General features: G+C 77.6%; 8 protein-coding genes. 4 read left to right on the forward strand and 4 right to left on the reverse strand.

All coding sequences use genetic code 11. The features are described from left to right. The first annotated feature begins 8 nt into the window (after window positions 1-8). The 3 genes from BMY88_RS02400 to BMY88_RS02410 all read left to right on the forward strand — a co-directional run bounded on the left by BMY88_RS02400 (window position 9) and on the right by BMY88_RS02410 (window position 3,649). Complete coding sequence (locus tag BMY88_RS02400; RefSeq protein ID WP_244524415.1) at window positions 9-1,115, forward strand: class I SAM-dependent methyltransferase; 1,107 nt, start codon at window positions 9-11, stop codon at window positions 1,113-1,115. A 50-nt stretch (window positions 1,116-1,165) separates the two neighbouring features. After that, on the forward strand, window positions 1,166-3,307 hold the full coding sequence (locus BMY88_RS02405; RefSeq protein ID WP_211435430.1) for an alpha/beta fold hydrolase: 2,142 nt from the start codon (window positions 1,166-1,168) through the stop codon (window positions 3,305-3,307). Window positions 3,308-3,454: 147 nt separating this feature from the next. Continuing rightward, window positions 3,455-3,649 (forward strand): hypothetical protein, encoded by a 195-nt coding sequence (locus tag BMY88_RS02410; protein WP_091939686.1) that lies wholly within the window; start codon window positions 3,455-3,457, stop codon window positions 3,647-3,649. A gap of 17 nt (window positions 3,650-3,666) precedes the next feature. Here BMY88_RS02410 and BMY88_RS02415 read toward each other — a convergent pair whose 3' ends face one another. From BMY88_RS02415 to BMY88_RS02430, 4 genes are all read right to left on the reverse strand, one after another. Next, entirely contained in the window at window positions 3,667-5,208 is a 1,542-nt protein-coding gene (locus BMY88_RS02415) for an ATP-dependent DNA ligase (protein ID WP_091939688.1), read from the reverse strand. A gap of 69 nt (window positions 5,209-5,277) precedes the next feature. Beyond that, the gene (gene phaZ, locus BMY88_RS02420) at window positions 5,278-6,516 is read right to left on the reverse strand and encodes a polyhydroxyalkanoate depolymerase (protein WP_091939690.1); all 1,239 of its coding nucleotides are present in this window, start codon (window positions 6,514-6,516) and stop codon (window positions 5,278-5,280) included. A 168-nt stretch (window positions 6,517-6,684) separates the two neighbouring features. Next, a complete protein-coding gene (locus BMY88_RS02425; RefSeq protein ID WP_091940019.1) occupies window positions 6,685-7,653 on the reverse strand; it encodes a YihY/virulence factor BrkB family protein in 969 nt (322 codons plus the stop codon). Window positions 7,654-7,697: 44 nt separating this feature from the next. Beyond that, window positions 7,698-10,574 (reverse strand): AfsR/SARP family transcriptional regulator, encoded by a 2,877-nt coding sequence (locus BMY88_RS02430; protein ID WP_091939692.1) that lies wholly within the window; start codon window positions 10,572-10,574, stop codon window positions 7,698-7,700. 125 nt (window positions 10,575-10,699) lie between these two features. On the opposite strand from BMY88_RS02430, the gene BMY88_RS02435 reads away from it, so the two are divergent. Further along, the gene (locus BMY88_RS02435; RefSeq protein ID WP_139220379.1) at window positions 10,700-11,986 is read left to right on the forward strand and encodes an FAD-binding protein; all 1,287 of its coding nucleotides are present in this window, start codon (window positions 10,700-10,702) and stop codon (window positions 11,984-11,986) included. The last annotated feature ends 7 nt before the right edge of the window (window positions 11,987-11,993 follow it).

Consider the following 11,993-nt stretch of genomic DNA (forward strand, 5'->3'; position numbering starts at 1 on the left):
AGAACTCCGTGACCACCACCGCCTCGGCCCCCACCGCCCCGCAGCAGGCCACCCCGCGACCGATCGACCCCGACAAGCTGATGGCGTTCGTGTTCCGCGCCGTCGAGGAGGTCGGCGCCACCCTGAACACCGCGCTGGTCGTCATGGGCGACCAGCTGGGCTACTACCGGGCCCTCGCCGACGGCACCCCTACCACCCCGGCCGAGCTCGCCGAGCGCACCGGCACCAGCGAGCACTACGCCCGCGAGTGGCTGGCTGCCCAGGCCGCCGGCGCCATCGTCGAGCTCGACCCGGCCACGGGCCGCTACACGCTGCCCGCCGAGCAGGCCGCGGCGCTGACCGACCCGACCAGCCCGGCCTACCTGCCCGGCTTCTTCCAGATCGCCCACGGCACCACCCGCGACGCGCACGAGGTCGTCGAGGCCGCCCGCAGCGGCGACGGCCGCGGCTGGCACACCCACAACAGCGACGTGCACGTCGGCTGCGAGCGGTTCTTCCGCACCATGTACAACGCCCACCTGATCGGCGAGTGGCTGCCGGCCCTCGACGGGGTGGTCGCCAAGCTCGAGCGCGGCGCGCGCGTGGCCGACGTCGGCTGCGGCCACGGCGCCTCGACGATCCTCATGGCCCAGGCCTTCCCGCGCTCGACCTTCGTCGGCTCGGACTACCACGCCGGCTCCATCGAGACCGCCCGCGCCCGCGCGGCCGAGGCCGGCGTCGACGACCGGGTCTCCTTCGAGGTGGCGCCGGCGGCCACGTTCTCCGGGTCCGGGTTCGACCTGGTCACGATGTTCGACTGCCTGCACGACATGGGCGACCCGATCGGCGCCGCCCGGCACGTGCGGGCCGCGATCGCCGACGACGGCACCTGGCTGGTCGTCGAGCCGATGGCCGGAGACGCGATCGCCGACAACCTCAACCCGGTCGGCCGCGCGTACTACGGCTTCTCGACGCTGCTGTGCACGCCCGCCTCGCTGTCGCAGGAGGTCGGCGCGGCCCTCGGCACGCAGGCCGGTCCGGCCCGGATCCGCGACGTCGCCACCACCGCGGGCTTCCCCCGCTTCGGCATCGCCGCCTCGACGCCGTTCAACAACGTCTTCGAGATCCGGCCGTGACGACGCTCGCCGACGCTCCCCCGGGGACCCCGGGGGAGCAGAGTGGGCCGGTGGCACACGACCCCGGCGGTCGCGCGGTGCTCCCGGACGTGGACGGCGTCGTCGAGCGGGACGGCGTGGCCCTGGCCTACGAGGTGTACGGGTCCGACCACCGGACGACGGTGCTGCTCCTGCCGACCTGGTCGATCATCCCGTCGCGGCACTGGCGGGCGCAGATCGGCCACCTCGCCCGGCACCACCGCGTGGTCACCTTCGACGGCAGGGGCAGCGGGCGCTCGGGCCGCCCGGTCGGGGCGGCGGCCTACACCGACGCCGAGTACGCCGCGGACGCGATCGCCGTGCTCGACGCGACCGGCACCGGCGCCGCCGTGCTCGTCGGCCTCTCCTGCGGGGCGACCTGGGCGGTGCACGTGGCCGCGCGCTCCCCGGAGCGGGCGCTGGGCGTGTTCGCCATCGGGCCGGCGTGCGCGCTCGGCGTTCCCGACCCCGAACGGGAGCGGTACGTCTGGGACACCCGGCTCGACACCCGGGAGGGCTGGGCGGCCTACAACCGGTACGCGTGGACCGAGGGCGGCTACGACGACTTCCTCGCGTTCTTCTTCGCGCGGATGTTCCCCGAGCCGCACTCCACCAAGCAGATCGAGGACGGCATCGCCTGGGCGAGGGACGTCGCCCCCGAGACGCTGGTGGACACGACGGCGGCGCGGCTGGGCTGCGACGGCACCGAGGTCCAGCCGCTGGAGCCGCTCTGCCGGCTCCTCCGCTGCCCGGTCACCGTCGTCCACGGCGTGCAGGACCGGATCCGCACCTGGCGGGTGGGGGAGCGGCTGGCCGAGCTCACCGGCGGCTCGCTGGTGCTGCTCGAGGGCAGCGGGCACGGCCCGCACGCCCGCGACCCGGTCCGGGTCAACCTGCTGCTCGACGAGTTCGTCGCCCGGGTGGCGCCGCCGCCCCCGCGGCGGACGACGTGGACCCGGGCCGCCCACCGCGGTCCCCGGGCGCTGTACCTGTCCTCGCCGATCGGGCTGGGGCACGCCCGCCGTGACGTCGCCATCGCCGCGGAGCTGCGGGACCGGCATCCCGGGCTGGCGATCGACTGGCTGGCCCAGCACCCGGTGACGAGCGTGCTGGCCGACGCCGGCGAGCGGGTGCACCCGGCGTCGGCGCAGCTGGCGAACGAGTCCGGGCACGTCGAGGCCGAGGCCGGCGAGCACGACCTGCACGCCTTCTCGGCGATCCGCCGGATGGACGAGATCCTCGTGTCCAACTTCATGGTGTTCGCCGACCTCGTGCGCGAGGAGCACTACGACCTGGTCGTCGCCGACGAGGCCTGGGACGTCGACCACTTCCTGCACGACAACCCGGAGCTCAAGCGCTTCCGGTTCGCCTGGCTGACCGACTTCGTGGGCTGGCTGCCGATGCCCGAGGGCGGCGCCCGGGAGGCGGCCCTGACCGCCGACCTCAACGCCGAGATGCTCGAGCAGCGCGAGCGCCACCGGTGGGTGCGGGACCGGTCGGTGTTCGTCGGCAACCCCGCGGACGTCGTGGACGCGGAGTTCGGCCCGGGGCTGCCGCGGATCCGCGACTGGACGGCGGCCGAGTTCGACTTCGCCGGCTACGTCACCGGCTTCGACCCCGCCCGGCTGGGCGGGACGGAGGAGCTGCGCGCCGAGCTCGGTGCCGCACCCGGCCAGCCGCTGTGCCTGGTGACCGTCGGGGGCTCGGGGGTCGGCGGATCGCTGCTGCGGCGGGTACTGGACGCCGTGCCGCTCGCCCGGCGGCTGCTGCCGGAGCTGCGCGTCGCCGTCGTCACGGGGCCGCGGATCGACCCCCGGTCCCTGCCGGAGCTCCCCGGCGTGCGGACGGTCGGCTACCTGCCCGAGCTGCACCGGTACCTGGCCGCCTGCGACGTCGCCGTCGTCCAGGGCGGGCTGACCACCTGCATGGAGCTCACCGCGCTGAACAAGCCGTTCGTGTACGTGCCGCTGCGCCGGCACTTCGAGCAGAACCTGCACGTGCGCCGGCGGCTGGAGCAGTACGGGGCCGGGCGGTGCCTGCCCTACGAGGAGGCGGCCGATCCCGACGCCCTGGCCGCCGCGCTGGTCGGCGAGCTCGGCCGCGACGTCCGCTACCGGCCGGTGGAGACCGACGGCGCCGCGCGGGCGGCGGCGCTGCTGGCCGAGCTGCTGTAGGGCCGATCGCCCCGGGGCGCCGCCCGCCCGGCGTGTCCGGTAACGGTTCGGTCACCCGGCCCGCAGCCCCTGCCGCGCCGGCGCGGGGGAGGGGACCGTTGCCCTTCCGGTTGCCGACGACGCCCGGGCGCCGCAACCGGACCGGGGGTGGGCGTCATGGAATGGGTGGGCCTGGCCGGCATGGGCTTCCTGGCCGCCACGGCGGTCGTGATCGCCCTGGCCCGGGCGTCGACCGCGCGCTGGGAGCGGGAGTCGGAGGAGCATCCGCGCCGGGTCGTCCGGCGCCGGAGCCGGGCGCGACACCGGCGGCCGGCCGGCGACCGGAGCCCGCTGCCCCGCTGAGCCGGGGCCCTCGGCCGTCATCCGCCGGGCAGCAGCGCCCGGATCGCGTCGAGGGTGTCGGCCTCGGCGGCCGTCTTGTCCGGCCGGTAGCGCAGCACCCGGGCGAACCGCAGCGCGACGCCGCCGCGGTAGCGGGTGCTGCGCTGCACGCCGTCGACGGCGACCTCGACCACCAGCTCCGGCCGCAGCCGCACCCCCCAGTCGGGCCGGTCCGCCGCGTACGCGGGGAAGGTCGCGGTCTGCCAGGCGAGCAGCTCGTCGGTCATGCCCTTGAACGTCTTGCCCACCATCACCGGCTCGCCGCCGGCCGGGTCGCGGGCGGCCAGGTGGATGTTCGACAGGGAGCCCGTCCGCCGGCCGTAGCCCCACTCGGCGCCGACCACCACCAGGTCCAGGGTGTGCACCGGCTTGACCTTCTGCCAGGACCGGCCGCGCCGCCCGGCCGCGTAGGGCGCGTCCAGCGCCTTGACCACGACGCCCTCGTGCCCGGCCGCGAGCGCCGCGTCGAGCGCGGCGGCGGCCTGCTCCGGGGTGGGCGAGCGGACGCCCGGCATGCGCAGCGGTGCGTGCTCCTCGCCGGACAGGAGCCCCGCCAGCGCGTCGAGCCGGACCGTCAGAGGCTCGTCGAGCAGGTCGCGCCCGTCCAGGTGCAGCACGTCGAACAGGAACGGCGAGAGCAGCACGGCGGCGGTGTCCTCGCCCGCCCCGTCGCTGCCGAAGCGGCTCATCGTGTCCTGGAAGGCCCGCGGCCGGCCGTCGTCGTCCAGGGCGAGGGTCTCCCCGTCCAGCACGGCGGTGCGGCACGGCAGTGCCCGGATCAGCTCGACCAGCTCGGGCACGCCGTCGGTGACCTCGCGCAGGGTCCGGGTCCACACCCGCACCTCGTCGCCGTCGCGGTGCACCTGGATCCGCGCGCCGTCGAGCTTGTACTCGACCGTCACCCCGCTGCCGAGGTCGGCCAGCGCCGCGTCCAGCGAGGAGCCCGGGGCCGCGAGCATGGGCCGCACCGGCCGGCCGACCCGCAGCCTCTCGGCCTCCAGCGCGGCGAGCCCGCCGGCCAGGGCCGTGGCCGCCGTGGCCGGCACGCTCCCGGCGAGCATCGCGGCCCGCCGCACCGCGGCGGGCGGCACCTCGGCGGCGGCCGCCACGGCGTCGGCCAGCACGCCCTCCAGCGCCCCCTGCCGCAGCTCGCCGGCGAGCAGGCGGATCAGGAAGCGCTGCTCCTCGGCGGTCGCCGCGCCCAGGAGGCCGGCGAGGACCGCGTCCCGGCGGGCCACCGACCCCGGCCCGGCGGTCGCGGCCAGCTCGGTCAGCGCCTCGTCGACCGCGCCGACGGAGAGCCCCGGCCCGGGCGCCGGCGCGTGCGCGGCCCGGGTGAGTGTGCGCCAGCCCAGGCCGAGCCGCCCCTGCCGCGGCTCACCGGCCAGCCAGGCCGCCACCGCCGTCACCTCGCCGGGGTCGGCCGCGCGCAGCACCCGCGCGAGCGCCGCCGTCTTGGCGGTGCGGGAACGGGTGGCCGCGACCTCGGCGGAGGCGGCGACGACCTCGGCGAACAGCACGGCGCCCATCCTGGCAGCGGGGTACGACGGTCGCGGCGGCGCCGGCCCGCGGTCCGGGGGCCGGGTGCGTCAGCCGGCGCGGGCGCCGGCTGGTCGGTGGTCGGCGACGAAGGAGCGCAGCACCGGATAGATGCCGGTCTCCCAGCGAGAGCCGCTGAACACGCCGTAGTGCCCGACACCCTCCTGGAGGTGGTGGCGCCGGTGCTCGGCCGGGATCCCGCCGCAGAGGTCGTGCGCCGCCTGCGTCTGGCCGGGCGGGCACATCTCGTCCTGAGCGCCCTCGACGGTGAGCAGCGCCGTCCGGGTGATGGCGGCGGGGTCGACGGGCCGGCCGCGCCAGGTGTAGCGGCCGGTCGCCAGGTGCTGGTCCATGAAGACGCGCTCGAGCGTCTCCAGGTAGAACTCCGCCGGCACGTCCATGACCGCGCCGTACTCGTCGTAGAACGCCCGCGTCCGGGCGGCGGCGGCCGTGTCGCCGTCGACGAGCGCGCGGTACATCGCCCGGTGGGCGCGCAGGTGGCGCTTCGGGTCCAGCGACATGAAGGCGGTCAGCTGGGTGACGCCGGGGTAGACGCGCCGGCCGGCGCCGGCCAGCGGTGCCGGCACCGTGTCGACGACCCAGCGCTCGAAGAACGACAGGGGGCGCTTGGCGGCGAGCTCGTTGACCGGTCCGGGGTTCACCCGGGTGTCGACGGGGCCGGCCATCAGGGTCAGCGTGGCGGGCTGGGCGGGGTCGTCGTCGGCGGCGAGGACGGCGACCGCGGCCAGGACGGCCACGGCCGGCTGGCAGACCGCCACGACGTGCGTGTCGGGCCCCAGGTGGCGCAGGGCTGCGAGCACGTGGTCGACGTACTCGTCCAGCCCGAACGGCCCGTGCTCGACGGGGACGTCGCGGGCGTTCGCCCAGTCGAGGGCGTAGACGTCGTGGTCGGCCAGCAGCGTGCGGACGGTGGGGCGCAGCAGCGTGGTGAAGTGGCCCGACATCGGCCCCACGAGCAGCACGCGCGGCTGGCCGGTCGCCTCCGGGCGGGCGAAGTGCTGGAGGGTCGCGAAGGGGGTCTCGAGCGCGGCCCGGCGCTCCACCCGCACCTCGCGCCCGCCCGTCACGACCGTGTCGATGCCCCAGTCGGGCCGCGCGTGGGTGGCTCCGGCGTGCGCCAGCAGGTCGCAGGCGGCACCGACCCGCCGGACCGGTCGCCGGTCCCCGACGGCCGGTGGCAGCGCGGCCAGGGCCCGGGCGGTGAGCGCCGAGGCCGTCCGGAGCGGCGTGGCCGCGCGTCGGTGCAGTTCATAGGCCCGGTACAGCATGCGGTGCCCGTCTCCTGTCGTGGGTGCGGCTGCGCTGCAGCCGCGGGTGCGGCGGTGGCCGGGTGCCGGCGGATGGCCCCGTCGACGAGGTGGCGTGCCCGTTCCTACCGGGTGGTAACCGCGGAGAGCGGCAACCCGGCCGTGCCGTGTCCCGTCGTGGCCCCTCGGCTACGGCGGCGTGCTGTCGGCGACGACGGCGCCGCGCTCGCCCATCGGCCGCTCCGGGCCCACCGTGGTGTCGCGGAGGGTCTCCCGCTCCGCCTCGGCGTTCACGGCCGCGCCGACGATGACCAGGAAGACGCTGAGCCACAGCCAGAACATGCTGATCGCCACCCCGGCCAGGGATCCGTACGTCGCCTCGTAGTTGCCCAGGCTCTGCACGTAGGCGAACAGGATCATCGACGAGGCCAGCCAGAGCAGGGTGGCGAGCCCGGCGCCCGGCGTGATCCACCGCCAGCGGGCGTCGTGCCGGTCGGGGGCGTAGCGGTAGAGGACGGCGAGCCCGCACGCCATGACCGCCGCCAGGCCCGGCCAGACCAGGAGCCGCCACGCCGTCCGCACCGCGTCCGGAGCGCCGTCCACCGCCCGGGAGGCGAGCCCGCCGGCCGCGATGACGGCACCGACGAGCAGCGCGATCCCGACCACCAGGGCCAGGCCGATGCCGCTGCGGCGCAGCAGACCGCGGGTCTCGGTCTCGGAGTAGGCCAGCGTCAGGGCGTCGACCAGGAAGGTGGCCGCGGTCGTCGCCGTCCACAGCGCGACGAGCAGGCCGCTGATGCCCTGCCAGGTGAGCACCTCCCCGGAGGCGGTGGTGATCGTCGTCAGCTGGTCCTCGACGATCGGCTCCAGGTCGTCGGGCAGCGTCCGGGCCAGGTCCGACAGCTGCGCGAGGGCCTGCTCCGGGGTGTTGAGGGCGCCGTACACCGACAGCGCCGTGACCAGCACGGGCGCGATGGACAGGATCGCGAAGAAGGAGATGCCGGCGCTGAGCACCTGCAGCCGGTCGCCCAGCACGTGCCGGGCGGTCCGGCGCAGCACCCGTCGCCACTCCCGGGCGCTCAGCCGGTGCGGCCCGCTCACCTCGCGGGCCCGGGAGGGGGGAGGCGGCGGGGGAGCGCCGCCCGAGGACTCCGCCATGTCGGACAGGTTCCCGCACGCGCGGGCCGCCACGCGCGGATGCGTCAGCCGACGGTCAGCCGCCCCACCAGCGCGACCGCGCCGCCGAGGTCGAGCAGCGCCCCCTCGGCGAGGGCGGCGGCGTACTCCTCGGCGGGCAGCGCCGCCTCGGCGGCCGCGACGTAGCGCCGGCCGTCGACCGGGTCCATCCGCAGCGGGTCGTAGCCGACGAGGCGGGTGCCGGCCTGCACCGCGCCGAGGAGCAGGGCGGCCTCCCGCGGGCGGCCCGCGACGGTGACCGCCCCGACCGCGGTGAGCAGCCCGGCCAGCGTGCCGGTGGCGTCGCCCTCCCGGTGGGTGAGCTCGACCATCTCCCGCAGCGTTCCCAGCGCCTCGGGGGCGCGGCCCAGGTCGATCAGCACCTTGGTCCGGATCCACAGCACCGAGGAGTGCGCCCAGGAGTGGCCGAGGCCGATCGCCAGGTCCGCCGCCCGCGCGAGGTGCTCCAGCGCGCCCTCGGCGTCGCCGGCCACCCGGGCGAACTGGCCCAGGGTCATGGCGATCTCGGCCTGCACCCACTCGATGCCCGAGGCCCGGGCCAGCTCCACGCCCCGCGCGATGTCGCGGCCGGTGTCCCCGTCGGGATCGGCCTGGCCCATCAGCGCGCCGACGAACGCGCGCAGCACGAGGGCCAGCGGGAGCACCCCGTCGTCCTCGTCGCCGGCGGAGGAGACGATCTCGTTGGTGCGCGCCCAGATCGAGGCGACGTCGCCGGAGAGGTAGGCCAGCAGGGCGTCGCCCAGCAGCGCCCCGCTGCGCACGGCCGGCGGCGCGTCGGGGGTGGCCGCCAGCGCGGAGGCCAGCCAGCGGCGGCCCTCCTGCACGTGCCCGCGCCGGTACCACCACCAGGCGACCGCCGAGCCGATGCGCAGCGCCACCTCGCCCTGCCCGGTGGCCAGGGCGTGGGACAGCGCGGCGCGCAGGCCGGGCTGCTCGGCGTCCAGCCGGCGGGCGCTCGCCGTCCACTCGGCACGCCGGAGGGTGGGCTCGAGCTCCTCGGTCAGCGCGAGTACGAAGCTCGCGTGCCGGCCGCGGAACCGTTGCTCCTCCTCCGGCGCCAGCCCCTGCTCCCCGTACTGCCGGAGCGTCTCCAGCATCCGGTAGCGGCCCGTGCCGTGGTCGAGCTCGACGAGGGACTTGGCCACCAGCACCCGGAGCAGGGGCAGGGTGGCGCCGTCCACCTCGGGCGCGGCCACCGCGGCGACGGCGTCGGGGCCGAACGTGCCGGGCAGCACCGACACCGCGCGGAACACCGCCAGCTCGGCCGGGGCGAGCATGTCCACGCTCCACTGCACGGTGGCAGCGAGGGTGCGCTGGTGCGGGGCGGCGGTGCGCCGGCCGTCGGACAGCAGCGCGAAGCGGTCGTCGACGCGGGCGGCGACCTCGGCCAGCGGCATCGTCGTCAGGCACGCGGCGGCGAGTTCGACGGCGAGCGGCAGGCCGTCCAGGGCCGCGCACAGCTCCCGCACCTGCTCCAGCTCGTCGTCCGAGGGGCCGGCCAGGTGCGGCGCGGCCAGCCGGGCGCGGTCGAGGAACAGCTGCTCCGCGTCGCTGCCGGGCGCGCCAGTGGGCATCGGCCCGCAGGCGAGCACCGCCTCCCCGGGCACGCCGAGCGGCTCGCGGGAGGTGGCGAGCACCTGCAGGTCGGCGCAGCGGGCCAGCAGCGCCGCGCAGAGCTCGGCGGCCGCCTCGACGACGTGCTCGCAGTTGTCCAGCACGAGCAGCAGCCGCCGCCCCTGCACGGCGGTGGCGACCGCGCCCACCGGATCTCCGGCGGTCAGGCTGACGCCGAGCACGGTGGCGACCTCGGCGGCGACCAGTTCGGGGTCCTCGACGCCGGCCAGCTCGGCGAGCGCCGCGGGCGGCGCGTCCGCGGGCCGCCGCCGCGCCGCCTCCAGCGCGAGCCGGGTCTTGCCGCTGCCCCCGGGCCCGACGAGCGTCACGAGCCGCCCGCCCGCGAGGGCCGCGGTCACCGCGTCCAGCTCCGCCGCGCGGCCGACGAAGCTCGTCAGCGGTACGGGCAGCGGCGCGACGGGCAGCGCCGCCGGCGGGGCGGGCCGGACCGGGGTGGGGACCGGGGCAGGAGCCGGCGGCGCGGTCGGCTCGCGGACCGGCGCGGCCAGGCCGGCGTCCTGGCGCAGGATCCGCCCGTGCAGGTCCTTCAGCGGGGGGCCGGGGTCCACGCCCAGCTCGTCGGCGAGCAGCGCGCGGCCCTCGGCGTAGGTCTCCAGGGCCTCGGCCTGCCGACCCGAGCGGTACAGCGCCAGCATCAGCGAGGCCCGCAGCCCCTCCCGCAGCGGCTTGGCCCGGACCAGCTCGCGCAGGTCGTCGACGATCTCGGCGTGCCGGCCCAGCCGCAGGTCCAGCTCCGCGGCCAGCTCCCGGGCGTCCAGCCGCAGCTCCTCCAGCCGCTCGGACTCCTCGACGGCGAAGGCCGCGGAGACGTCGGCGTAGGCCGGCCCGCGCCACAGCGACAGCCCCTCGGCGACCGCGGCCCGCGCGCCCTCGACGTCGTGCCGGGCGACCAGGTCGCGGGCGGTCCGCAGGGAGCGCACGAACCGGACCGCGTCGACGTCCTCGGGATCGGCGGCGAGCACGTAGCCCGGGTCCCGGGTGAGCAGAAGGTGCCAGCCGCCGGGCGGCGTCTCGGGCTCGAGCTCGCGGCGCAGCCGGGAGATCAGGGCCTGCAGCGTGCCCGACGCCGACGCGGGGGGCTCCCCGCTCCACACGCGGTCGGCCAGCACGTCGACGGGCACCGTGCGGCCGACGTCCACCAGCAACGCCGCCAGGGTCGCCCGGTGCCGGGCGGTCTGCCCGGGGAGGAGGCGGTCGTCCCGCCGGATCTCGACGGGCCCCAGGACCCGGAACGTCGTGCCGCTCATCGGCGCGCAGCCTAGGGCCGGGGGGCGACATCGGCCGTCACCCGGCGCGCAAGCGACCGGCAAGGACCAGCCAAGCGGGTGAGTCGAGGGTGCATCCGACCCGCCCGCACCACCCAGGAGTGTCCGTGTCACCCGTGCCCCCCGCCGTGCCCACCGCCGTGCCGCCGGCAGACCGGCCCGCCCTGCCGCCCGACCTCGCCGCGCGGCTGCGCTCGCGGCTGTCCCCCGGCGCGGCGCTCGTCGACGGGTCCGTCGTCCGGGCCGCGACGGCCGCCGACGTCGTCGCCGTGCTGCGCCTGGCGGGCCGGCACGGGATCGCGGTCCGCGAGGGCACGGCGCCGCTGCCGCGGGCCGTCGTCGTCGACACGACCGCCCTCGCCGGGACGACGGTGTCCCCGGCCGGCTGGGCGCGGATCGGGGCGGGCGCGGTCTGGACGCAGGTGCTCGACGCCGCCGCCGGCGCGGGGCTGGTCGCGGTCACGGGCGCCTCGGCCGCCGAGCGGGTGGTGGACTCGGTGACCGGGGGCGGCGTCGGCCCGGTGGCCCGCACCTACGGGCTGGCCTCGGACCACGTCCGCGCCGTGGAGGTCGTCACCGGCGACGGGGTGCTGCGGCGGGCGACCCCTACCGAGGACGCCGAGCTCTTCTGGGGCATCCGGGGCGGGGGGTCCGGCCTCGGCGTCGTCACCGCCGTCGAGCTGGACCTGCTGCCCGGGGCGCCGCTGGGCACCGCGCTGCTGCGCTACCCGGGCGGCGAGGCCGCTGCGGTCCTGCGGGCGTGGCGGGAGTGGGCGCCGGCGCTGCCGCCGCACGTGGGGACGACGCTGGTGCTGGCCCGGCCGCGGGCCGGCGAGCCGACCGTCGCGGTGTCGGTGGTCTGGACCGGTGAGCCCGAGGACGGCGCGGGGGTGATCGCCCCGCTGCGCGACGCCGTGCGCCCCCGGGCCTCGGCCGTCGGGGTGCGGGGCCGGGGTGACCTGCGGCCCGCCGCGGTCGGCCGCCCGTCGGGGCGGGAGTCCTCGCTGCTGCTGGACCGGCTGCCCGCCGCCGGCGCCGACGCGGCCCTGCGAGCGCTCGGCGGGGGCCTGCCCCGGTGGGTGGAGGTGCGGCTGCTCGGCGGGGCGGTCGGCTGGGCGCCCGCCGTGCCCAGCGCCGTCGGCCCCCGGGACGCCGCCCTGGCCGTGCGGGTGATCGGGGGCGGCCGGCCCGAGGAGCGCGCCGCCACCCGGGTGTGCGCCGACGAGCTCGCCGGGGCGCTGGGGCAGGCCACCGGGGGGCGGGCACCGGCCCACGACCGGGCGGCATCCCCCGACGTGCTGGCCCGCGACCACGCCCCCGCCGTGCGCGCGCGGCTGGCCGCGCTGTCGGCCGCCACCGATCCGCACCGGATCCTCGAGGGCGCCGGCGGCTGAGGTCGGC

Origin of the sequence: Trujillonella endophytica (genome assembly GCF_900110555.1) — a bacterium.
Taxonomy (GTDB): Bacteria; Actinomycetota; Actinomycetes; order Mycobacteriales; family Geodermatophilaceae; genus Trujillonella; species Trujillonella endophytica.